The 20,789-nt window shown below is 69.9% G+C and carries 24 protein-coding genes; 4 read left to right on the top strand and 20 right to left on the bottom strand.

Annotation, left to right across the window (positions count from 1 at the left end; translation table 11 throughout):
• Positions 1-33: 33 nt before the first annotated feature.
• On the bottom strand, positions 34-1,371 hold the full coding sequence (hemL, locus tag ACFOW8_RS13770; protein ID WP_378550934.1) for a glutamate-1-semialdehyde 2,1-aminomutase: 1,338 nt from the start codon (positions 1,369-1,371) through the stop codon (positions 34-36).
• A 206-nt stretch (positions 1,372-1,577) separates the two neighbouring features.
• Here hemL and ACFOW8_RS13775 point away from each other — a divergent pair, with 206 nt between their 5' ends.
• On the top strand, positions 1,578-1,964 hold the full coding sequence (locus ACFOW8_RS13775) for a hypothetical protein (protein ID WP_378550936.1): 387 nt from the start codon (positions 1,578-1,580) through the stop codon (positions 1,962-1,964).
• Here the strand turns inward: ACFOW8_RS13775 and ACFOW8_RS13780 are convergent.
• From ACFOW8_RS13780 to hemB, 5 genes are all read right to left on the bottom strand, one after another.
• Positions 1,961-2,170, bottom strand: coding sequence for a hypothetical protein (locus ACFOW8_RS13780; RefSeq protein ID WP_378550938.1), 210 nt, complete (start codon positions 2,168-2,170; stop codon positions 1,961-1,963). The genes ACFOW8_RS13775 and ACFOW8_RS13780 overlap by 4 nt on opposite strands.
• Positions 2,171-2,237: 67 nt before the next feature.
• A complete protein-coding gene (locus ACFOW8_RS13785) occupies positions 2,238-2,507 on the bottom strand; it encodes a hypothetical protein (protein WP_378550940.1) in 270 nt (89 codons plus the stop codon).
• Positions 2,504-2,944, bottom strand: coding sequence for a hypothetical protein (locus ACFOW8_RS13790; protein WP_378550942.1), 441 nt, complete (start codon positions 2,942-2,944; stop codon positions 2,504-2,506). The genes ACFOW8_RS13785 and ACFOW8_RS13790 overlap by 4 nt, the downstream gene beginning before the upstream one ends.
• Before the next feature lie 277 nt (positions 2,945-3,221).
• A complete protein-coding gene (locus ACFOW8_RS13795) occupies positions 3,222-3,734 on the bottom strand; it encodes a hypothetical protein (RefSeq protein WP_378550944.1) in 513 nt (170 codons plus the stop codon).
• Positions 3,731-4,708, bottom strand: a complete 978-nt coding sequence (gene hemB / locus ACFOW8_RS13800) for a porphobilinogen synthase (protein WP_378550946.1) — start codon at positions 4,706-4,708, stop codon at positions 3,731-3,733. Before hemB ends, ACFOW8_RS13795 begins: the two co-directional genes overlap by 4 nt.
• A gap of 308 nt (positions 4,709-5,016) precedes the next feature.
• Between hemB and ACFOW8_RS13805 the strand changes: the two genes are divergently transcribed.
• Positions 5,017-5,301, top strand: coding sequence for a hypothetical protein (locus tag ACFOW8_RS13805; RefSeq protein WP_378550948.1), 285 nt, complete (start codon positions 5,017-5,019; stop codon positions 5,299-5,301).
• 56 nt (positions 5,302-5,357) lie between these two features.
• Here the strand turns inward: ACFOW8_RS13805 and ACFOW8_RS13810 are convergent, their stop codons facing one another.
• The 5 genes from ACFOW8_RS13810 to ACFOW8_RS13830 all read right to left on the bottom strand — a co-directional run bounded on the left by ACFOW8_RS13810 (position 5,358) and on the right by ACFOW8_RS13830 (position 10,773).
• A complete protein-coding gene (locus ACFOW8_RS13810; protein WP_378550950.1) occupies positions 5,358-6,929 on the bottom strand; it encodes a bifunctional uroporphyrinogen-III C-methyltransferase/uroporphyrinogen-III synthase in 1,572 nt (523 codons plus the stop codon).
• Positions 6,926-7,996 (bottom strand): hydroxymethylbilane synthase, encoded by a 1,071-nt coding sequence (gene hemC, locus ACFOW8_RS13815; protein WP_378550952.1) that lies wholly within the window; start codon positions 7,994-7,996, stop codon positions 6,926-6,928. Before hemC ends, ACFOW8_RS13810 begins: the two co-directional genes overlap by 4 nt.
• Entirely contained in the window at positions 7,993-9,420 is a 1,428-nt protein-coding gene (locus tag ACFOW8_RS13820) for a glutamyl-tRNA reductase (protein WP_378550954.1), read from the bottom strand. The genes hemC and ACFOW8_RS13820 overlap by 4 nt, the downstream gene beginning before the upstream one ends.
• Positions 9,417-10,286: a redox-sensing transcriptional repressor Rex gene (locus tag ACFOW8_RS13825; RefSeq protein WP_378550956.1), complete on the bottom strand. Its 870-nt coding sequence runs from the start codon at positions 10,284-10,286 to the stop codon at positions 9,417-9,419. Before ACFOW8_RS13825 ends, ACFOW8_RS13820 begins: the two co-directional genes overlap by 4 nt.
• Before the next feature lie 205 nt (positions 10,287-10,491).
• Positions 10,492-10,773 (bottom strand): glutaredoxin family protein, encoded by a 282-nt coding sequence (locus ACFOW8_RS13830; RefSeq protein WP_378550958.1) that lies wholly within the window; start codon positions 10,771-10,773, stop codon positions 10,492-10,494.
• A 185-nt stretch (positions 10,774-10,958) separates the two neighbouring features.
• Here ACFOW8_RS13830 and ACFOW8_RS13835 point away from each other — a divergent pair, with 185 nt between their 5' ends.
• On the top strand, positions 10,959-11,885 hold the full coding sequence (locus tag ACFOW8_RS13835) for an HAD family hydrolase (RefSeq protein ID WP_378551192.1): 927 nt from the start codon (positions 10,959-10,961) through the stop codon (positions 11,883-11,885).
• Entirely contained in the window at positions 11,878-12,216 is a 339-nt protein-coding gene (locus tag ACFOW8_RS13840; RefSeq protein ID WP_378550960.1) for a hypothetical protein, read from the top strand. The genes ACFOW8_RS13835 and ACFOW8_RS13840 overlap by 8 nt, the downstream gene beginning before the upstream one ends.
• 6 nt (positions 12,217-12,222) lie before the next feature.
• Here ACFOW8_RS13840 and ACFOW8_RS13845 read toward each other — a convergent pair whose 3' ends face one another.
• From ACFOW8_RS13845 to ACFOW8_RS13885, 9 genes are all read right to left on the bottom strand, one after another.
• A complete protein-coding gene (locus ACFOW8_RS13845) occupies positions 12,223-13,239 on the bottom strand; it encodes a lysophospholipid acyltransferase family protein (RefSeq protein ID WP_378550962.1) in 1,017 nt (338 codons plus the stop codon).
• Entirely contained in the window at positions 13,236-14,270 is a 1,035-nt protein-coding gene (locus ACFOW8_RS13850; protein ID WP_378550964.1) for an NAD-dependent epimerase/dehydratase family protein, read from the bottom strand. Before ACFOW8_RS13850 ends, ACFOW8_RS13845 begins: the two co-directional genes overlap by 4 nt.
• A 198-nt stretch (positions 14,271-14,468) precedes the next feature.
• Positions 14,469-14,570, bottom strand: coding sequence for a 30S ribosomal protein bS22 (locus ACFOW8_RS13855; RefSeq protein ID WP_003402602.1), 102 nt, complete (start codon positions 14,568-14,570; stop codon positions 14,469-14,471).
• Positions 14,571-14,784: 214 nt separating this feature from the next.
• Positions 14,785-15,054, bottom strand: coding sequence for a helix-turn-helix domain-containing protein (locus ACFOW8_RS13860; RefSeq protein WP_378551193.1), 270 nt, complete (start codon positions 15,052-15,054; stop codon positions 14,785-14,787).
• 162 nt (positions 15,055-15,216) lie between these two features.
• Positions 15,217-16,035: a pyrroline-5-carboxylate reductase gene (gene proC / locus ACFOW8_RS13865; RefSeq protein ID WP_378550971.1), complete on the bottom strand. Its 819-nt coding sequence runs from the start codon at positions 16,033-16,035 to the stop codon at positions 15,217-15,219.
• 66 nt (positions 16,036-16,101) lie between these two features.
• Positions 16,102-16,971 (bottom strand): thioesterase family protein, encoded by an 870-nt coding sequence (locus ACFOW8_RS13870; RefSeq protein WP_378550973.1) that lies wholly within the window; start codon positions 16,969-16,971, stop codon positions 16,102-16,104.
• An 84-nt stretch (positions 16,972-17,055) separates the two neighbouring features.
• Positions 17,056-17,922, bottom strand: coding sequence for a sugar phosphate isomerase/epimerase family protein (locus ACFOW8_RS13875; RefSeq protein ID WP_378550975.1), 867 nt, complete (start codon positions 17,920-17,922; stop codon positions 17,056-17,058).
• 17 nt (positions 17,923-17,939) lie between these two features.
• A complete protein-coding gene (locus tag ACFOW8_RS13880; protein ID WP_378550977.1) occupies positions 17,940-19,724 on the bottom strand; it encodes a hypothetical protein in 1,785 nt (594 codons plus the stop codon).
• Positions 19,721-20,698: a Ppx/GppA phosphatase family protein gene (locus ACFOW8_RS13885; RefSeq protein ID WP_378550979.1), complete on the bottom strand. Its 978-nt coding sequence runs from the start codon at positions 20,696-20,698 to the stop codon at positions 19,721-19,723. The genes ACFOW8_RS13880 and ACFOW8_RS13885 overlap by 4 nt, the downstream gene beginning before the upstream one ends.
• Between the last annotated feature and the right edge of the window lie 91 nt (positions 20,699-20,789).

The raw sequence follows: 20,789 nt of genomic DNA on the forward strand, positions 1-20,789 counted from the left end.
CGACGGCGAGTTCTGCGTCGGGCTGGTCGGAGCTCACGCTTTCGATCCTTCGGGGGTTGCGGCCGCGGCCGCTAGGGCGGCGGCGGGCAGAGCGGCGGCGATACGGTCGAACGCGTCCTCGTCGAGCGCCGCGGAGACGAACCAGGCCTCGAACGCGCTCGGCGGCGCGTACACGCCCGCGTCGAGCATGGCGTGGAAGAAGGCGGGGTAACGCCAGGTCTGACTCGCCTTGGCGGCGGCGTAGTCGGTCACCGGGCGGTCGGCGAAGAACACGCTCACCATATTGCCTGCGAACTGAACCTGGTGCTCGACACCCGCTTCGGTCAGGGCTTTCGCCAGCAACGCGCCGAGCCGGTCGGCATTGCGGTCGAGTGCCGCGTACACCTCGGCGTCGGCGGCGCGCAGCGTGGCCAGCCCGGCCGCGACGGCGACGGGGTTACCGGAGAGAGTGCCCGCCTGGTAGACCGGGCCGAGCGGGGCGAGGTTGTTCATGATCTCGGCGCGACCGCCGAACGCGGCGGCAGGCAGGCCACCGCTCATCACCTTGCCGAAGGTGTAGAGGTCACCGGCGACGCCGTCGCGGCCGTACCACCCGGACGGGCTGACCCGGAATCCGGTCATCACCTCGTCCATGATCAGCAGCGCGCCGTTGTCGTGCGCGAGCGTGCGCAGGCCCTCGTTGAAACCGGGCAGCGGGGCGACGGCGCCCATATTGCCCGCGGCCGCCTCGGTGATCACGCAGGCGATCCGGCCCTGGTGCGCCTCGAAGGCGGCGGCGACGGCGGCCAGGTCGTTGTAGGGCAGCACGATGGTGTCGGCGGCCTGCGCGCCGGTGACACCGGGCGAAGTGGGCAGACCGAGCGTGGCGACACCGGAGCCGGCGTCGGCGAGCAGGGCGTCGACGTGGCCGTGGTAGCAACCGGAGAACTTGATGATCTTGGATCGGCCGGTGAACCCGCGCGCCAGCCGGACCGCGCTCATCGTGGCCTCGGTACCGGAGTTGACCAGCCGTACCCGCTCGATCGGATCAACCCTGGCCGCGATGGCCTCGGCGAGCTCGATCTCGGCCTCGGTCGGCGCGCCGAAGGACAGCCCACCGGTGGCGGCCCGCTGCACCGCGTCGACGACGGCCGGATGCGCGTGCCCGAGGATCATCGGACCCCACGAGCACACCAGGTCCACGTACTCGTTGCCGTCGGCATCGACGAGGGTGCAGCCAGTGGCGGAGGCCATGAACCGCGGGGTCCCGCCGACCGAGTTGAACGCGCGGACCGGGGAATTGACACCACCTGGGATCACCGAAGCGGCCCGCTCGAAGAGCTGGGCGGAAACCGGCACCGATGACCTGGTCGCGCGCGCGGAAGAACTCACGGATTCCAGTCTCTCAGCTCGCCTCGGCGCGCCGGACGACAGGGTCGAGCACAGTGACCCAGACCGCAGCGACCCACCGGCGACACGCCCGACACGCCGCCCATCCGCGCTACCGATTTCGATCGCGGTGCGCCGGCCTGCGGCTACGCTGCGGGCTGCTCAGGCACTGGGCGGCACCACATCAGCTACCAGCGGAAGGGTATTTCATGCGTTTCGGCGTCACCAGCACTGCCCTCGGTACGGGGTTCGTCGCGGCCGGAATGGTACTGGGGGCGGGCCAGGCCACCGCCCTCGTTCCACAGACGCAGCCGGACCGGATCGGCGCCCAGCTCAGCCATGAGGAGACGGTGGCGCTCGGCGCGGGCCCGATCCCGGCGATCACCGCGATGTTCGTTCCCGCGCACCGGATCGGTGCCGGTCTGCACCGCGACACGAACCTGTACCGGGATGCCGACGGCGGCGTCCGCGCCACCCTGCGCCAGGTGGTGACGGAGGCGGCGAGTCATCCCGACGGCACCGTCACCGTGTACCTGAACGCGCCGGGCACGCGCGGCGGCCGCGTCTTCGACATCTACCAGCAGTGGGCCGGTTAGGTGTACATGCAGGGGAATTCGGCCGAGATGGTGTGCAGCTGGCACATGATGCCGTTGTAGACGCCGCTGGAGCCGGTCTCCGGCGCGAAGCCGTCGGCGGTCGGCCCCGCCATCGGGGTCAGCGGCAGACCCGCGGCCTGGGCGGGCGCGGCAGCCAGGGCGATCGCGGCGAAGGCGGTGAAAAATCCGGCGGTGATTCTGGTCATCGGGTTCCTCCAGGGATCCGGTCGAGCTGGTCCGAATCCCCACGTACACATCGGGATTCGACTTCCCTCAGTGCATCGGCCCGGCGGGCCCGCGCGCTACAGATCCGGCGACGATCCGCGCGACGGCGGCGATCACCAGCAGCCCGGCCAGGATCACCAGCGCCGTGGCGAGCACCACCAGCGGCGGCACGTACCGGACGGCCTCGAAGGCGGGATGGTCCTCGGCGGTGGCGAACTCCGTGGACCGCCGGGCTCTTGTCCAGCTGTAGACCGCCCCGGCCAGGCAGAGCACGGCGAGGCCGAGTTCGACCAGCACCGCGATGATCCAGCGTTTCATTGCTGCGATCCTGCCAGGGCACCGGTCAGCGCGGCGCGCAGGCCCGCGTGGTCGATCGCCCACGCCTGCACGATCCGGCCGTCCACCAGGCGCAGCCCGATCCCACGGCGGCGCCGTGGCACGCCGGTGAGCGCACCGAGCGGCCTGGCCTGCGCGGCATCGTCGTCCTCCGGTGGCAGGACGGCCGCGATCTCGGCGAGTGAGAGCACTTCCACACCTTGGCGCAGCGTCGACGCGGTGAGTTCGACCCGCGCGTGGGTGCGTCCGGCGATCACCTGCAGGACCGTGAAGCCCCCGAGAGCGAGGGCGCAGAAGCCGAGCGCGAACGCGTGCGTGGTGCTGTTGGCGAGCCATTCGACAGCGAGGATGCCCGCGCAGAGCAGCGGGCCGTACGCGACGGCACGCCAGTGCGCGCCGGGCTCGGAGAACAACACCATGTGCGTTATCGCGGCGCCGGTGCGCCCGCGATCAGCCGACCGGACTCGGCAACAGCACGAGGGCGATGGTGACGAGCGCGAGCAGGACCACCAAACCGATGACCAGCAGATCGCGTCGCAGGCTGTGTGGCTGCTCGATCACCACGCGCATCATTGCCTCCGCTCCACCGGTTCTCTACCGGCTCCACCACAGCGAGTACCCCGAAATCGCTGTGACCATGCTCACCTTACACTCCTGCCGGTAGAGGCCCCTTACGGCGGCGTTCAACCCTCGCGTTCACTTGCGGTTCAGCTGAAAGTACTTGGTCGACTCCGGCCGGTAACTCAGATACGCGGCACCGACCGCAAGCACACCCTGCACGATCGTGGTGCCGCCCGCCACCATCGTGGCGAGCCCGGCGTCACCGGAGAAACTGAACATCGTGGCCACCGCGCCCATCCCCAACCAGACCGCGACGACGGTGAGCACCGTGCGCGCCCACGGCTTGCCGCGGCCGAGTTGCCGCGCGATCAACAGCGTCACCCCGGCCAGCGCGATCCCGACGACCGCGGTGAGCCCGAAAGCGGCGAGCACCATCAGATCGACGGTGGCGGCGGGAAAACTCGGGTCGGTCTTGTGCATCTCGTCGAGGAACTGCTTACTCAGCTCGTCGCGCTGACCGGTCATGGTGGCGATACCGGCGAAGGTGTAAACGACACCGAGCCCGGACACCGCCCACCACAGCTGGCGTGCGGTGCCGATGTCTTCCGGCATCGGCGGGGCTTCGGGCTTGTGCGGAGGAACGATCACGACAGCCAGTGTGCCGCCTCGGTCGCCCAGTAGGTGAGCACGATGTCCGCGCCCGCCCGCCGGATACCGACCAGCGACTCCAGGACCGCGGCCCTGCGGTCGATCCAGCCGCGCTCGGCGGCGGCGGTGATCATCGCGTACTCACCGGAGATCTGGTACGCGGCCACCGGGACCGTGGCGCGATCGGCCACATCGCGCAGGATGTCGAGATACGACATCGCCGGCTTCACCATCACGATATCGGCGCCCTCGGCCAGATCCAGATCGAGTTCGCGCAGCGACTCGCGGCGGTTGGCCGGGTCCTGCTGATAGGTGCGGCGATCACCCTCCAGCGACGAACCGACGGCCTCACGGAACGGCCCGTAGAAAGCCGAGGCGTACTTCGCGGCATAGGCGAGGATGGCGGTATCGGTGCGGCCGACCGCGTCGAGCCCGCGCCGGATCGCACCGACCTGGCCGTCCATCATGCCGCTGGTGCCGAGCAGATCGGCGCCCGCTTCGGCCTGGGCGAGTGCCATCTCGACATAGCGATGCAGGGTGGCGTCGTTGTCGACGGAGCCTTCGGCGCCGATCACACCGCAGTGGCCGTGATCGGTGAATTCGTCGAGGCAGGTGTCGGCCATCACGACGGTCGCGTCGCCGACTTCCTCGGCGAGCGCGCGCAGGCCACGATTGAGGATGCCGTTCGGATCACTTGCCTGGCTGCCGGTGGCGTCCTTGTCCTCTGGCAGCGGCACACCGAACAGCATCAGCCCCCCGACACCCGCGGTGACCGCCTCGACGGCGGCCTTGCGCAGCGAATCGAGCGAATGCTGGTGCACGCCGGGCATCGAGCTGATCGCGCGCGGTTCGTCGATCCCGTCGGCGACGAACATCGGCAGCACCAGCTGCCGCGGCTCCAGCGTGGTCTCGGCGACGAGCCGACGCAATGCGGGCGTCCTGCGCAACCGCCGTGGGCGGTCGAAAGCGGTCATAGTCCGCACGATACGCCCCTCGATCGGCCTGCGCGGCGGCGCCTACGCGGGGGCGGCACCACGGGCCACCGCGCCGATGATCGACTCGAATTCGGCAAACACCGGGAGTGGCCAGGCCGCGCACAAGCCACCGACAGCCACCCGGCCGCGAGCAGTGAGCACCCCGTGGATAACATCGAATTCCTCTGGAGCTCAACGACTTCGGCAAGCGGACGGCGAAACCTGTCGGTACCCCTCGCTACAATCGAAAGCGTGTTCGAGTGGTCCCGACAACCGGGGGCGGGACCCCTTCACGACGGGAGGACGCCATGAACGCCATTGCCGCATCGCCGAAGTCGAGGTTCATCACCGAAGCCTATGTTCCGCTGGAGAAGAAGCGGTTGCCCGCCGGGCGGCCGCGCCGGTGGTACGTGGCGCACAACCGCAGACTCAAGGCCATGCGGTTGACCATCGCGCTGCTCGATTCCGGGGTCTACCTGCCGAACCAGGCAACCAACGACACCATCCGCCGTACCGCCGAACAGATCGACCTGCGCCCGCCGTCCGACGCGACCTGCCGCCTGGTCCGCACCCTGCTGCGGTACAGCCGGTGAGTACCGAACGCCGAAGGCCCGCCACGGTGGGCGGGCCTTCGGGTCGGCTGTGGGGCCTAGCGGCTGCTGCTGCGGCGGCTCTTCTTCCGCGGTGGCGGCAGCAGGCCCTCGGCGCGCAGGCGCGACGCGTGCTCGGCCAGTGCCTCCACCAGCGGCCCCACCTGCGCGGTCTCCGGCTGCACGTCCACGCGCAGGCCGAACTCGATCGCCGTCTCGGCCGTCTTCGGGCCGATGCAGGCGACGATGGTGCGCGCGTGCGGCTTACCCGCGATACCGACCAGATTGCGCACCGTGGAGGACGAGGTGAACAGCACCGCGTCGAACCCGCCGGTCTTGATCATCTCGCGGGTCTCCGCGGGCGGCGGCGAAGCGCGCACGGTCCGGTAAGCGGTGACGTCGTCGATCTCCCAGCCGCGTTCACGCAGGCCCTCGGCCAGCGTCTCGGTGGCGATGTCGGCGCGCGGCAGCAGCACCCGGTTCACCGGGTCGAACACGTCGTCGTAGGGCGGGAAGTCGGCGAGCAGGCCCTCCGAGGACTGCTCCCCGCTCGGCACCAGCTCAGGATTGATGCCGAACGAGCGCACCTTCTCCGCGGTGGCCTCGCCGACGCAGGCGATCTTCACGCCGGAGAACGCACGGGCGTCCAGGCCGAACTCGGCGAACTTCTCCCACACCGCGCGCACCGCGTTGGTGGAGGTGAACACCACCCATTGATAGCGGCCGTCCACCAGCCCCTTCACCGCGCGTTCCATCTGCGCGGGGCTGCGCGGCGGCTCCACCGCGATGGTCGGCACCTCCATCGGGATGGCGCCGTGGGTCACCAGCCGCTCGCTCATCTCGCCCGCCTGATCCTTGGTCCGCGGCACCAGCACGGTCCAGCCGTAGAGGGCACGCGATTCCCACCACGACATCTTCGCGCGCTTGTCGACCTCCTTGCCGACCGTCACCACCAGCGGGCCGACCAGCTCGGAGGCCGCGTTGTTCAGGGTGGCCAGGGTGGCTTCGATGGTGCGCTGCTGGCGGGTGGTGCCGCGCACGGTCACCGCGACCGGGGTCTGCGGAGCCAGCCCATGTTCCACCAGGGCGCTCGCCGTCTCGGCCAGATGCCCGGAGGTTGCGCTGAGCACCAGCGGGCCGGGGGCGGCCGCCAGGGCGGCCCAGTCCACTTCGCCTCGCACATCGGCCTCGGTGTGCCCGGAACCGAGCGCGATACCCGCGTAGCTCGGCACGGCGGAGCCGTTCGGCAGGCCGGGCAGCACCTCGAACACCATGTGCGAGCGGGTGATGGAGTTGACCTCGTTGATCACCGAATCGGTGGTCAACGGATCACCGGCGACGACGCGCACCACGTCGCGGCCCGCGCGGGCCTCGGCGATCAGCGTCTTGGCCACCTCGGCCGGTTCGCCGAGGGCGGGCCGCACGTCGACGAGACGCTCGCCGTCCGCGCCCGGCTCGACGGCGAGGCCGATGAGGGCGAGCACACCCTTGTCGACATCGGGATCGGTGAACGCCAACGTCGCGCGCTCGAGCACCTCACGTGCGCGCACGGTCAGCAGGGCCGGGTCGCCGGGGCCGGATCCGACGAAAAGGATCCGCCCTGGTTGCTTCTTGGTGGCTCGGCTGCTCATCGGTTGTTCTCCATCGGGCTGGAATTGGTGAAGTCTGGGGCGGGAGTGTTCACCGCCTGGGTGGGGGAACCGACCTCCGGTTCCGGCTCGTCCGCGGTGCTCAGCAGCGCGCGAGCACCCAGATCCAGCAGATCGCGCGCGAGCGTGCGGCCGAGCTCCTCGGCATCGCGTGGCGGGCCGACGATCGAGGCGCGCAGCACATCGGAACCGTCGATCGCGGCGGCGCAGGCCCGCAACGACAGTTCCTCGAAGATGCGGCCGTCCTCGTCGATCGACTCGACGATCTCGGCGATGGCACCGATCGGCGCGGTACAGCCCGCCTCGAGCTCGCCGAGCAGCGAACGCTCGGCCAGCACCGCCGCTCTGGTCGCGGCGTCGTCGAGGCCGGCGAGGATCTCGATCAGGTCGGCGTCCTCGACGCGACATTCCACCGCGAGAGCACCCTGTGAGGGGGCGGGCAGCATCTGCACCGGCTCGAGCGATTCGGTGATCGCCTCGGTCCGCCCGATCCTGGACAGCCCGGCCCTGGCGATGACGATGGCGTCGAGCTCGCCCTCGCTCACCTTGCGCAGGCGCGAGTCGATATTGCCGCGCAGCGGGACGATGTCGAGGCCGAGGCCGAGCGCGCGCAGCTGCGCGGCGCGCCGCGGCGCGGATGTACCGACCTTGGCGCCTGCGGGCAGTTCGCCGAGCACGAGGCCGTCGCGGGCGACCAACGCATCGCGCGGGTCCTCGCGGGGCGGGATGGCGGGGATGACGAAGCGCGGGTCCTGCGCGGTGGGGAGGTCCTTATAGGAGTGCACCGCGATGTCGATGCCGCCGACGGCGAGTTCATCGCGCAGCGCGGAGGTGAACACGCCGACACCGATCTTCTGCACCGGATCGGAGGACAGGTCGCCCGGTGTCTTGACGACGACCAGTTCGGCCGGCTGACCCGCGGCGATCAGCGCATCCCGGATGGTGCCCGCCTGCGTCAGCGCGAGCAGGCTGCCGCGCGTGCCGATCCGCCACGGCGCACGGATGCTGCCTGTGGTCACGGTGTCCTCTTCCTGCACTGTCGTGGTCATGCGGATTCCTCCTGCGCCCTCGACTCGGTCATGCGGGGCTGCGCATCGCCGAGGTGTCCTGCGGTGAAGTCGTCGGCCAGCGCGGCCTCGGCAGCGGCGACCTCCATGGGAGCGGCAACCGCTTGCACCGCACCGGGTTTCAGTTCGAACAGCTCACGCAGCGCCTCGGCGTAGCTGTCGCCACCCGGTGTCGATGCCAGCTGTTTGACGCGCACGGTCGGCGCGTGCAGCAGCTTGTCGACGACGCGGCGCACGGTGCGCGCCACCTCGTCGCGGGCCGGGTCGGCCAGGTCGGGCAGCCGCGAATCCAGGCGGAGCAGTTCGGCCTCCACCACGTCGGCGGCGCGCTGACGCAGGGCGGCCACCGTTGGGGTGACCTCGGCCATGCGTTGCCCGGCAAGGTATTTCGCCAGTTCGTCGGCGACGATGTGGCGGGCGGCGGCGGTGTCGTCGGCCGCGGCGCCCGCGGCCGGATCGCGCTGCAGGGTTTCGATGTCGATGACGGCGACGCCGGGCAGCCCGGCCACGGCGTGCTCGACATCGCGGGGCAGCCCGAGATCGCAGAACACCAGCGGCCGTTCGGCGGCATCGGTGCGGACGCGATCGGCGAGCGCGCGGTGAGTGTCGGCCAGGTTCACCACCGCGCCGACCGCGCCGGTACAGGTGATGACGACGTCCGCGCCCGCCATCGCACCGGTCAGGCCGGACATCTCGACGGCCGCGGTCTCGACACCGTGCATGGCGCGCCCGGTCTCGGCGAGCCGCTGCGCCCGGTCGAGGGTGCGGTTGACGACGGTGATCGAGCCGATCCCGGCCCGTGCCAGATGCGCGACGGCGAGCCCGCCCATCGCACCCGCGCCGAGCACGACCGCGCTGCGGCCGGTGAGTTCACCGATCACACCGCGCGCCCGGTCCAGCGCCACCGACACCACCGAGGCACCGGCCCGGTCGATGCCGGTCTCGGAGTGCACCCGCTTGCCGACCCGCAGGCTGTGCTGGGCCAGCTCGTGCAGGGTTCGCCCGACTGCCTGCTGCCCGTCGGCGCTGGCATAGGCGCTGCGGATCTGGCTGAGCACCTGCTGCTCGCCGACGACCATCGAGTCCAGGCCGCTGGCGACGGCGAACAGGTGCTCGGCCGCGGCCTCGCTGTAGCGCACGTAGGCGTGCCGGGTGAGCTCGCCCAGCGGGAGTCCGGAATGCTTGGTGAGCAGCTCGCTGACCTCACCGAGCCCGCCGTGGAAGGCGTCGACGACGGCGTAGACCTCGACGCGGTTGCAGGTGGAGACGATCATCGCCTCCGAGACGTGACTGGAGGCGAGCAGCCGATCGACCAGCTTGGGCCGGTCGGCATCGCTGATCGCGACTTTCTCCAGCACCGCGACCGGTGCACTCCGGTGCGAGATTCCGACCAGAAGAACACTCATGGTGTGATCACCGATCCCTTGGTGCTTGGCTCCGTTGCCGTATGCGGGGTGACCGTGTGCGGCGCGGTACGACGCTGCGGCCTTGCGCGCGCCGGTTCGACCGGCGCGGGGTGCGTGAGGGCGGGATGGTTCTGCGGTGGCACCCGGCGCGCGATCCGGCCCGAACCGGCCTGAGCGACCTCGGGCAGCGCGGGCGCGTCGTTGCGGGCGGCGTCGAAGGAGAGCATCTGCAGCTCCATCGCCAGGTCGACGCGGCGGACCTCGACATGAGCGGGCGCGCGCAGTTCGCACGGGGCGAAGCTCAGGATCGACGGGAGACCGGCCGCGACGAGCCGGTCGCACACGTCCTGGGCGGCTTCGTCGGGCACGGCGAGCACCGCGATGGTCGGTGCGAGCGCGGGAATCTGCGCGGACAGCTGCTCGATATCGCGCACGACGAGACCGGCGTACGACTGGCCGATCACCGCGGGATCGTTGTCGAAGATCCCGGCCACGGTGAAGCCGCGTACCCCGAAACCGCCGTAGCCGACCAGTGCGCGGCCCAGATTGCCCGCACCGATCAGTACCACCCGATGTCCCTGCGACAGACCGAGCACGTCTTCGATCCTGGTGCGCAACTTGGCTACGTCATAGCCGACACCCCGCACGCCGTTGGGTCCGAGGAAGGAAAGATCCTTGCGCAGCTTCGCCGAATTGACACCCGCCGCGACAGCGAGTTCCTCACTCGATACGATGGCAACACCCTCGTCGGCCAAACCGGCGAGAACCCGGAGATAGGTAGCGAGACGAGTCACCGTGGCTTGCGGAATGTCCCGCTGAAGAGCCTTGCCGGAGACGCCGCCTGGCGCCTCATGCTGCTCTGTCACGTCGTCGACTCCTCGTGCCGGACCTGATCCGGTCCGGTTCCTGTCGTTCGTTCACCGGTGGGTCGCTGTGTTGTGAAGGAGCGACCGGTGTGCCATGTGGGCGGTACAAAACCGCTCGCCGCCGCTACGTGAGGACGGCGGTGCGGATTGCGTGCCACCACCGTAACCGCTTGTGCAGGCGTTCACAAAGTCGGTGAAATTGGCCTCATTTTCCGCCGCGACCAGCGAAACGGCTCAGGTCGGCCCGCAAACGTGGCTCGTCGACGTCGAAATAGCTGTGTTCACGGCCGTCCAACAGGACCACGGGCAGCCGATCGCCGTATTCGGCGCGCAGGCTCGGGTCGGTCGCGGCGGCGTCGTCGACGTCGACGGTGTGCACCGGGAGACCGAAATCACGGCAGATGGCCTCCAGCCGGCCGAGCGCCACGGTGCACAGGCCGCAACCGGCGCGGGTCAGCAGGGTCACGGTGGGTGTGGGATTCGTCATGACCCTTATTTAATCCTCCGGGCTCGCCGCGGCTTGTCGGTGAATCCGGTTACTGTGGACATGGTTCGCGCGACTAGCGGAGGGTACTGGTGCCGGAACGTTCGAAGGTGGCTAGGGCCGGATTCGTCGCAGGGCGATTCGGGGAGTTCCCCGCGCGGTGGCAACCCAGCCGCCTCGGCCAGGAACTGCAGGAACAGTTCGCGCGGCTACCGCGCAGCCCGTTCGGTCCGAGCGAGGAGGAGCTGCGCGCCAACCTCGCGGGCGAGGCCAGCGCCGACGCCGCGCTCACCCTGCACGACGCCGAGCTCGCCGAGCAGGGCGAGACCCAAGGCCCCGAGATCCCGCGCGACCTCACCGCGGCGGCGTTCTTCGACGTCGACAACACCCTGGTGCAGGGCGCGTCGATCGTGCACTTCGCCCGTGGGCTCGCCGCGCGCAAGTACTTCAAGACCTCCGACCTGGTCGATGTCGCCTGGAAGCAGGTGAAGTTCCGGGTCACCGGCAAGGAGAACAGCTCCGATATGGCCTCGGGGCGGGAGAAGGCGCTCAGCTTCATTGCGGGCCGCCCGACCGCCGAACTGGCCGCGCTCGGTGAGGAGATCTACGACGAGATCATCGCCGACAAGATCTGGCCCGGCACCCGCGCGCTCGCGCAGATGCATCTGGACGCGGGCCAGCAGGTGTGGCTGGTCACCGCGACGCCGGTGGAGCTGGCGAATGTGATCGCCAAGCGGCTCGGGCTCACCGGCGCGCTCGGCACGGTCGCCGAGAGCGTCGACGGCACGTTCACCGGCAGGCTGGTCGGCGATATCCTGCACGGCCTCGGCAAGGCGCACGCGGTGCGCACCCTCGCTATCCGCGAGGGCCTCAACCTCAAGCGCTGCACGGCCTATTCCGACAGCCACAACGACGTGCCGATGCTCTCGCTGGTCGGCACCGCGGTGGCCATCAACCCCGATTCCGACCTGCGCGAGGTCGCCAAGAACCGGGGCTGGGAGATCCGTGACTTCCGCACCGGCCGCAAGGCGGCCAAGATCGGCGTCCCCACCGCCCTCGCGCTCGGCGCTGCGGGCGGCGCGGTCGCCGCGGCCATCACCCGCAAACGTGGTTGAGCGGCGCACCTGCCGCGAGTACGTCAGCGCGACGTATCCGGCGGGCGGGACCGCCGAGGACCATCGGCGACTGCGTGAGCTCGCCCAGGTGTTGCGACCGCTGGTCGCGCCGATCGAAGGACTCACCTGGCGAGCCACCGCGTTCCGTACCGAGGACGAGCTGGCCGGGGAACTTCTCGACCCGGTGGTGCTGATCGACGCCGCGGGCGGGCTCCCGCTGCTCTGGCTGAATCTGACCTACCCGGTAGGCGCGTTGCCCGCCGGGTTGCTCGATGGCGTGATCAGCGCGTTCGACCTGCGCGGTCTCGGCGAATTCACCGAACCGGGATGATCGGCGCTAGCCCAGGACGGTGTTACGGCGCTTGGCCAGCAGCTTGTAGAGCGTCTGCTGGATCGTCTCGCGGACCTGGTCGGTGACCTCGAACATGGTCATCGGATCATCGGCGTCTTCCGGGTCGAATGCCGAGGTGAGTATCGGTTCGCCGAACTCGATGTACCACTTGGACGGCAATGGGATGGCGCCGAGCGGGCCGAGGTGCGGGAACAGCGGGGTCACCGGAAAGTATGGCAGGCCGAGCAGGCGGGCCAGCGGCTTGATGTCGGCCAGCTTGGGGTAGATCTCCTCCGAACCGACGATCGAGCAGGGGATGATCGGCACGCCGGCGCGCACCGCCGCGGACACGAAGCCGCCCCTGCCGAAGCGCTGCAGCTTGTAGCGATCGGCGTAGTTCTTGCCGACGCCCTTGAAACCCTCGGGGAACACCCCGGCGATCTGGCCGGACCGCAGCAACCGTTCGGCATCGGGATGGCAGGCGAGGGTGTGCCCGGCCTTGCGGGCCAGCGCGCCGAGCATCGGCAGCTCGAAGATGAGGTCGGCCGCGAGCAGGCGCAGCGGCCGGTGCTCGGGGTGCTTGTCGTGGATGGCCAGCTGCAGCATCAGGCCGTCGAGCGGGACCGTGCCCGCGTGATTGGCCACGATCAGCGCACCACCGCTGGTCGGGATGTTCTCGATGCCCGCGGCCTCGACCCGGAACCAGTAGTCCGACAGCGGGCGCAGCGCGGGCAGGATCAGCGATTCGAGCAGGTGCTGGTCGTAGCCGAATTCGTCGATCTGATAGTCGCCGGTGAGCCTGCGGCGCGCGAATTCCGCGGCGTTCTCGATCTGCCCGGCGACCGCGTCGCGAACGATATCGGACAGGGTCTTGGGCGGCATGGCCGGAATGCCCGGCCTGTGATCGCTCAACGAGGTGACCGGAGTGGCCTGGGCCGGTTGCTCCGGCCAGCGTCGAGCTGATGGTCGTTGTCGGGTCTCGACATTCACGTCGAGACGAATGACTTTCGCTCCCTCGTTCATGTGTGCGCTCCCGAACCGGCCTTGACGAGGCCGAGAAGTGTGGTTTCCGCGGCGTCGATCCATGCCGGATCGACGACTGGCCGCAACGCTGCGCCCGCGATGAAGTCGTCGAATGCCTGGACCGTGGTCCAGCGTGGGGTGAAACCTAGTTCGGTTCGCATGCGGGTGGTGTCCAGCCCGCAACCGAAATGGAAATATCCGGGTTGTTCGCTGCTGAATCCGCGCATCACCGGGCCCATCAGCGTGCGCCCGATGGTACGGAAGACGAACAGCGGCACCGGTGTGGCGAATCGCCCGGCCCGCCGGATGGCCTGCGACATGGCCAGCGCGCCGTCACCGGCGACATTGACGGTGCCGCCGTGCAGCCGGGACGCCGCGTGCACGAGCACGGCGACCGCGTCCTCCTCGTGCAGCAATTGCAGTCTGGCTTCGCGCCCGAGCACGGTCGGCGTGATCGGTGAACGCAGATACTGCACGCCGCGATCGGCGAGCCGTGGACCGACGATCGGCGCGAAACGCAGAATGGACGCCGAGATATCGGGCCTGCGGCGCGCCATGCCACGCACCAGGGCCTCGATATCGATCATGTCGCGCGCGAACCAGCCCGACGGCGGCGTGCGCGCGTCCATCTCCTCGGTGAACTTCGCCGGATCCTTCGCGCTGCAGCCGTACACCGCGGAGGACGACCGGACGACGACGCGGCGCACCGACGGCGCCTTCTGGCAGACCGCGAGCAGTTGCATCGTGCCGAGGACGTTGAGGTCCTTCATCACCGCGCGGCCGCCGCCGGTGGGAGGGCGGGTGAGCACCGCCGCGTGCACGACGGTGTCGACGTCGTTGCCCTCGACGACCTTGCGGATCAGCGGATTCCTGATGTCGGCGCGCACGAACTCGGCACTGCCGAGCCGACGGCGGAGCTCCCGGCTCGGGGTCATGGTGTCGACCGCGATCACCCGTTCGACGCCCGGCTCGGCGGCGAGCCTGGACGCGACGTTGCCACCGAAGAAGCGGCTGGCGCCGGTCACCAGCACTACCTTCGGTACGTGTCGTTCCCGTGTGTCGGAACCCGGACCTGACCCCACTCAAAGCCCCCTGCTTCTCATGTTTCCGCGTACCAGAGTAGCCGCATTCGCGCCACCCACCGAGCCGATCTACGAGCTTTTAACGATGACGGCGTAAGAACACGAGCCCGCCACCTCGACGGTGACGGGCTCGGGTCGCGCGCAGGCTTACTTGCCGAGTTTGCGCCGCTGGACACGCGTGCGGCGAAGCAGCTTGCGGTGCTTCTTCTTCGACATGCGCTTGCGGCGCTTCTTGATCACAGAACCCATAGGGTTTCCTCGCGTTTCTCTACTCGGCATGCACACGCGGTGTCGCGTGCGTCGTCTGGTGTCCGCGCCGCCGGGGCGCACCGGACACCACGAAGCGGTGCCACCGGCAGGCGGACACGAACCGAGGGTTCATCCTACCGGGACACCGCACCGGCGACGAAACCGCAGTATCTTTGGCGGCTGGCGCCGCGGGTCCGACGCGAACCAGCCCAGTTCAGCCCGCGTCGAAGTACGACGTCTCCAGGTAGTCGTGCACCGCCTTGGCGTGCACCCGGAACGATCGGCCGACCCGCACCGCGGGCAGTTCGCCCGAGTGTACGAGCCGGTACACCGTCATTTTCGACACCCGCATGAGATCGGCGACTTCGGCGACGGTGAGAAATTGTGTGCCACCGCCGATCACCGGTTGTCCCTGGGTGGAGCCGACCCGCGGACCGGAAGCACCCGATCCGCCGCCCGACGCCGGTGAATTGCTTGCAGACATTCTGTTCGCAGCCATCATGGCACCATCGACCTCCGGCACGTCCGCGCCGCCGGCTTCCCCACCGGCGGAACAGACACGCACGTGCTTATACGAGCTTAGCGGGACCAGTGGGATTACTGCGACGGGTGTGAGAAATCGGTTTTCATCCCGGGTACCCGGTTGTCATTCGTTCGACGCGCCCTGTTCCGCGGAGCGTTGCTTCGAGGCGTGCAGCGCCTCGATGAAGGTCGAGCGCAGCGCGCCGCGCTCGAGCACCCGCAGCGCCGCCGCCGTCGTCCCGCCGGGCGAGGTGACCGCGGCCCGCAGATCGACCGCGCTCTGCCCAGTCTCCTCCAGCAGCGCGGCCGAACCGATCATTGTCTGGTTGACCAGCTGGGTGGCAACATCGCGCGTCAGCCCCAGGCTCACGCCGGCATCCACCATCGCCTCGACGACGAGGAAGAAGTACGCCGGTCCCGAACCCGACACCGCGGTGACCGCGTCCATCTGAGATTCGGTCACCGTCACCACCCTACCCACGGCTTCGAGCATCTCGCCGACGAGCTCGAGCTGCTCGGGATCGGCGTAGCGCCCCGGAGTCAGCACGCACATGCCCTGCCCGACCAGCATCGGGGTGTTCGGCATGACCCGCACCACCGCGAAACCGGCGGGCAGCCTGTTCTCCAGCCTGGCGGTCGTGACGCCGGCGGCCAGCGAGACGAGTATCTGCTCGCGCCCGGTGTCGAGTTCGGACTTGGACAGGTCGTTGAGCACCGTGTCGACATCGTTCGGCTTCACCGCGAGTACCACGATGTCGGCGCCGACGACAGCGTCGCCGACCGAATCGGTCACCCGGATCTTGAACCGCTCGGCCAGCGTCGCCGCGCGCGCCGCGGTCGGCTCGACGACAACGAGATCCTTGGTCGCCCGGCCGGATTCCAACAATCCGGCCACCAACGCCTCACCGATCCGACCGCCACCGACCACCGCAATTCTCGTCATGGTTCAAGGCTAGGCGCGTCCGCCTGTTCCACCCAACGCAGCCCACCGATCGCGGGCGGGCGGCGGCTAGGAGCGCGGCTGCGGAATGAGCGCGAGCTGGCGGCTCTGCGCGACAACGGCACCGGTGGAGTCGAGGACCAGCTGGTCCTCGTCGAACATCCGCTCGCCGACTTCGCGGGCGGTAGCGATCACGCGCAGCCAGCCGGGTGCCGGGATGCGACGCAGGTAGGTGGTCATCTGGACGGTCGGCGACCAGCCGAAGTGGCCGAGGTTCATCGGCACCGGCGGGCTCATGTCGGCGGCCATCATGGCGAAGGCGGCGCGCACCAGCGGATCGGCCTCGTCGCCGTCGAGCGGGCGGATCCAGAGCCGGGCCCGCGGCGGGCCGGTCTGTCCTTGCAGGAAGTCGGCCCAGCTCGCGTCGAGGAACACCCGTGCCACCTGACCGACGTGCACTACCTGGCCCATCGGCGAATCCGGGGTGTACTCGAGCGCGTCGGGGGTGGGTTCGGCGGGCATGTCGGTGTCGGGTCCGCTCCAGCGGGTGCCGTCGACGTCGAGGTGGCCGAAGGTGAACGCGGTGCGGACGAGGGTGCGGCCGTCCTGGATCAGGTCGGCGTCGGCCAGGCAGATCTGGCGGCCCTTCTTGCGGATGCGCACCGCGTACTCGACCTCACCGGGTTCGGGGGCGCCGAGGAAGTCGGAGCTGGCGGCGATGGGGGCCATCCTGGCCAGGGCCGGATCGGCCTCGGTGAGCCTGCGGGTGGCCGCGGCGGCGCTGGCGGCGACCATGGTGCCGCCGTGCACTTTGGGACCGATGGTCCAGGTGGGGGCGATGATCCCGGCGTAGTGGCCGGTCTCGGCGTCGGTGGTGGTGAGCTCGGTCAGGTCACACACCTGACGGAAGGGTGCGTCGGTCGCGAGTTCCCGCGTCATCGTCACTCCTGATCGAAATCGTCCCGGCAATTCGTACAGCGTACAAGCACCGCGGCGCGAGAACTATTCCGCGCCGGGAACGGCTCAGGACAGGTCGGCGTGGGTGGCGCCGGTGAGGTGCCTGCGCGCGAAATCGAGCGTGCGGCCGAGCAGCGCCGAACGCTCGGCGGTGGTGCGCGCGGTCTGGGTGTTGATCTCGGCCACCGCGTGGCCGGTGAAACCGGTCTCCACCAGGTACTCGCACAACTGCGCGCACGGCTGGGTGCCGTCGCCGGGGACCAGGTGCTCGTCGTGCGCGGCGCCGCGGCCGTCGGCCAGGTGCAGGTGCACCAGCCCCTCGCCCATCCGGCGGGCCAGCGCCATCGCGTCGGCGCCCGCGGTCGCGGTGTGCGACAGGTCGAGGGTGTAGTGGCCGAACCCGGTGTCGGTCGGGTCGAAGGACGGGCTGAACGCGCTCACCGCGGGCCCCGGCCCCGACCTGCGCTCCAGCCTGCGCACCGCGCCCTCCCGGAACAGGGTGTCGGCGCGCATCGGGAACATGTTCTCCACCGCGACCTTGACCGGATGGTTCGCCTCGAGCTCACCCACCTGCTCGGCGAACCCCCTGGCGTAGCGGCGCTGCCAGCGGAACGGCGGATGCACGACCACGGTGTCGGCATCGAGCGCCTGCGCGGTGCGGACGCTGCGTTCCAGCTTGGCGATCGGATCGGCGCCCCACACCCGCTGCGAGATCAGCAGGCACGGTGCGTGCACGGCCAGCACGGGGACGCCATAGCGCTTGGCATAGGACTGCACGGTCGCGATGTCCTGACTGGCCGGCTCGGCCCACACCATCAGTTCCACACCGTCGTAACCCAATTCGGCCGCGTAGCGGAACGCCGCCTGGGTGTTCTCCGGATACACCGACGCCGTCGAGAGCCCGATTCCGATATCCGCCCGCGCATTCCCCACAGCCCACTCCCTAGCGATCAGCTGGTACTGAGGAGAAAGGCTAGCGGTCCGAGCGTCACGAAGACGCCGACGACGACGGCGATCACAGTGCTGAAGATGTCGTCGGTGCGGCGCAGCACCCGCACCAGTGCCACGAGGCCGAGGATCACGACCATCGCCAGGGCGAGCGCCACCCACGGCAGCGTCTCCCACATGGTCTCGAAACCCTTGAACAGCAACATTCCGGCGACCGCGGCGCCGACGCTCTGCCCGGCCAGGATCAGCCACTGACGGCGATTGGCGTCCTCCGCGCTGCGGGCCGCGCGGGCTCGCGCCCTGCCGCCCGCCACCCGGCTCGCGGCCCGCGACCCGGCCGCGGTCCCCGCCATCCGGCTCGCGGCCTTCGACTTGGCCCGGCTCGCGACCTTGACCGCGGTCGCCTTGGCCTTGGCCCGCCTGCCGCCGGTCGCGGCGCGGCCGCTCCTTGCCCGCCTGCCACCGTTGGCCCGCGACGGCTCCGGCTCGTCCTCGTAGTCGTCGTAGTCGTCATAGTCCGCGTCGGAGTAGTCGTTGTCGGCGTAATCGCGGTCGGCGTAATCGGACTCGGCGTAATCGTCGGTGTCGGGGTCGGTCCCGTCGACGCGATACACCTCGGTACGCGCGTCGGCCGCCTCATCGGCCTGCTGCCGCAACAGATCGCCGGCCACCGACTGACCGGCGAGCAGCGGCTGTTCCTCGCTCACCGGCGACCAGGCGGCCGTCGCGAAGCCGCCGCTGTCGGGCGCCGGGTCGGGCCGGTGCCTGCGCGCCGACCACGACGGCAGCCCGTCGGACGTGCCGGATCGGCGGCGTTCCAGCCCCGGACGCTGATCCGCCGCCGGGGCGGGCCAGCCGGTTCCCGCGGCCTCGGCCGCGGCGGGGCCGAAGACCTGAGTCGCCTCGGCTTGGCTCGCGCCGAACGCGGGATCGGCGACGTGCGAAGGGGAGGCGTTGAACTCGGCATCAGGGAATCCGCCGAACCCAGGCGAGGGCCGTCCGTCGTAGCCGGTCGGTACCTGCGGGCTGCCGCCGGAGTACGGCGCTCCCGGATCGAACGTGTATCCGGCCGCGTCCGGCGACCATGCGGGCGCCGCGGCTTCCTCGGCGGCCTCGGCCGCCCGCCTGCGTGCGGCCCTGCCTCCGGCGACCGGCGGCGTCTGGGACTCCGGTGCCTCCTCCGCGTCCGGCTTCCGTCGACGGCCACCGCCACCACCGGGCACTTCGGGCAGCGCACCGGAACCGAACAGCTCCGCGATCCCGGGATCCACCGGCTGGGCAGGCCCCGGCGCGCCGAGCCGTCCGGGGCCGCGCCCATTCGTGGCGGCGGGGGCAGGGGTCTCGCGCGCCTCGGCGCGGAACGGCCCGAACGGATCGGTGGCGGGCCGCGAGCCTGCCACCCCGAGCGGGTCTGCCGGGTCGGGAGCGGAGAACCCGGAGTGCGGGTCGAAACGGGTGATCGGCCCCGACATCGGCGAGTACGCGGGCTCGGCGGGGCCGGGCGGCGGATAGGGCGCCTGCTCGTAGCCGGCTGATGGTTCGTAGCCTGCCGGTGGTTCGTAGCCTGCCGGTTCCGGCGAATAGCTGGAGGTCGACGGCTCCGGTGCCGCGTGCGAACTCGGGGGCCGGACCGCCGCGTTCTCCCCGGTCAGATCGTTGACCGAGAGCCCACGCCCGCTGCGTCGACGGCGGCCGCCACCGCCGCTCGGCGGCGCCGCGCCCGGCGCGGCGTTGCGCGCCAGCAGTTCGGCGACCGATAGCTGCTTGGAATCCTCGGCATCACTCATACCGACTCCACTCTCGCCACCACTTCCACCGGTGGCGTCGGACTGCCGTTCGGCTCGGTATCCAGTTTCCGCAGGATCAGACCCTCCCGCAGCGCCCACGGGCAGATCTCGATGCTGTCGAGCGACAACGCCCGCATACTCGCCTCCGCGACCAGTGCGCCGGCCACCAGCTGTTGGGACCGGTCCGAACTCACGCCTTCCAGTTCCGCGCGGTCGGCCGCGGTCATCCGGGAGATGAACGCGATCAGCTGGCGCAGACCGGAGCTGGTCAGTGTACGGCGCACCCGTAGGCCGGCGGCCGATGGTGCGGCCCCGGTGAGCCTGGCCAGCGAACGGAAGGTCTTCGAGGTACCGACAGCCAGGTCCGGCTTGCCCGCTTCGATGAGAGTCTTGCTCGGCGCGACGAGTTCGGCGTCGAGCCAGTCGCGCAGGACCCCGATCTTGCGCTTGCCCGGCGGATCGTCGCGCAGCCACTCTCTGGTGAGCCTGCCGGCGCCGAGCTGCAGCGAGAGCGCGACGTCGGGTTCCTCGTCGCCGCCGTTGGACATCTCCAGCGAGCCGCCACCGATATCGAGGTTGAGGATGCGGCCCGCGCTCCAGCCGAACCAGCGGCGCACCGCGAGGAACGTCAGCCGCGCCTCGTCGTCACCGGAGAGCACCTGCAGGTCGACACCGGTCATGGCGCGCACCCTGGCGAGTACCTCGTCGGAGTTGGTGGCCTCGCGCAGCGCCGAGGTGGCGAACGGCATCAGCTCGACACATTTGGAATTGCGGGCCAGATCGGCGAATTCGGCGATGGTCGCGACCAGCCGCGCCTCGCCCGCCTCGGTGATCCGCCCCTGCTCATCCATGTTCTCCGAGAGCCGCAAGGCCGACTTCGTCGAGCTCATCGGCATCGGGTGACCACCACGATGCGCGTCCACCACCAGCAGGTGAACGGTATTGCTTCCGACATCGAGAACACCAAGCCGCACACGAATACGTTACTCGGTGATCCCGTACTAGGGGCCAGGCGACTGAACTGTTAGCGTCATAAGCTGTGACCGAAGCCGCAGCAGGCGCACC

It is taken from the genome of Nocardia rhizosphaerae (assembly GCF_042650365.1).
GTDB classification, from domain to species: Bacteria; Actinomycetota; Actinomycetes; order Mycobacteriales; family Mycobacteriaceae; genus Nocardia; species Nocardia rhizosphaerae.

What these genes read in the sequence shown, in the direction of transcription:
- ACFOW8_RS13775 (WP_378550936.1), top strand. Translation starts at nt 1,578, where the DNA reads ATGCGTTTCGGCGTCACCAGCACTGCCCTCGGTACGGGGTTCGTCGCG.
- ACFOW8_RS13820 (WP_378550954.1), bottom strand. Translation starts at nt 9,420, where the DNA reads ATGAGTGTTCTTCTGGTCGGAATCTCGCACCGGAGTGCACCGGTCGCG.
- ACFOW8_RS13870 (WP_378550973.1), bottom strand. Translation starts at nt 16,971, where the DNA reads ATGACGCGGGAACTCGCGACCGACGCACCCTTCCGTCAGGTGTGTGAC.
- ACFOW8_RS13860 (WP_378551193.1), bottom strand. Translation starts at nt 15,054, where the DNA reads ATGTCTGCAAGCAATTCACCGGCGTCGGGCGGCGGATCGGGTGCTTCC.
- ACFOW8_RS13810 (WP_378550950.1), bottom strand. Translation starts at nt 6,929, where the DNA reads ATGAGCAGCCGAGCCACCAAGAAGCAACCAGGGCGGATCCTTTTCGTC.
- ACFOW8_RS13785 (WP_378550940.1), bottom strand. Translation starts at nt 2,507, where the DNA reads ATGAAACGCTGGATCATCGCGGTGCTGGTCGAACTCGGCCTCGCCGTG.
- ACFOW8_RS13780 (WP_378550938.1), bottom strand. Translation starts at nt 2,170, where the DNA reads ATGACCAGAATCACCGCCGGATTTTTCACCGCCTTCGCCGCGATCGCC.
- ACFOW8_RS13805 (WP_378550948.1), top strand. Translation starts at nt 5,017, where the DNA reads ATGAACGCCATTGCCGCATCGCCGAAGTCGAGGTTCATCACCGAAGCC.
- ACFOW8_RS13845 (WP_378550962.1), bottom strand. Translation starts at nt 13,239, where the DNA reads ATGAACGAGGGAGCGAAAGTCATTCGTCTCGACGTGAATGTCGAGACC.
- ACFOW8_RS13880 (WP_378550977.1), bottom strand. Translation starts at nt 19,724, where the DNA reads ATGAGTGATGCCGAGGATTCCAAGCAGCTATCGGTCGCCGAACTGCTG.
- proC (WP_378550971.1), bottom strand. Translation starts at nt 16,035, where the DNA reads ATGACGAGAATTGCGGTGGTCGGTGGCGGTCGGATCGGTGAGGCGTTG.
- ACFOW8_RS13790 (WP_378550942.1), bottom strand. Translation starts at nt 2,944, where the DNA reads ATGGTGTTGTTCTCCGAGCCCGGCGCGCACTGGCGTGCCGTCGCGTAC.
- ACFOW8_RS13830 (WP_378550958.1), bottom strand. Translation starts at nt 10,773, where the DNA reads ATGACGAATCCCACACCCACCGTGACCCTGCTGACCCGCGCCGGTTGC.
- hemC (WP_378550952.1), bottom strand. Translation starts at nt 7,996, where the DNA reads ATGACCACGACAGTGCAGGAAGAGGACACCGTGACCACAGGCAGCATC.
- hemB (WP_378550946.1), bottom strand. Translation starts at nt 4,708, where the DNA reads ATGACCGCTTTCGACCGCCCACGGCGGTTGCGCAGGACGCCCGCATTG.
- ACFOW8_RS13855 (WP_003402602.1), bottom strand. Translation starts at nt 14,570, where the DNA reads ATGGGTTCTGTGATCAAGAAGCGCCGCAAGCGCATGTCGAAGAAGAAG.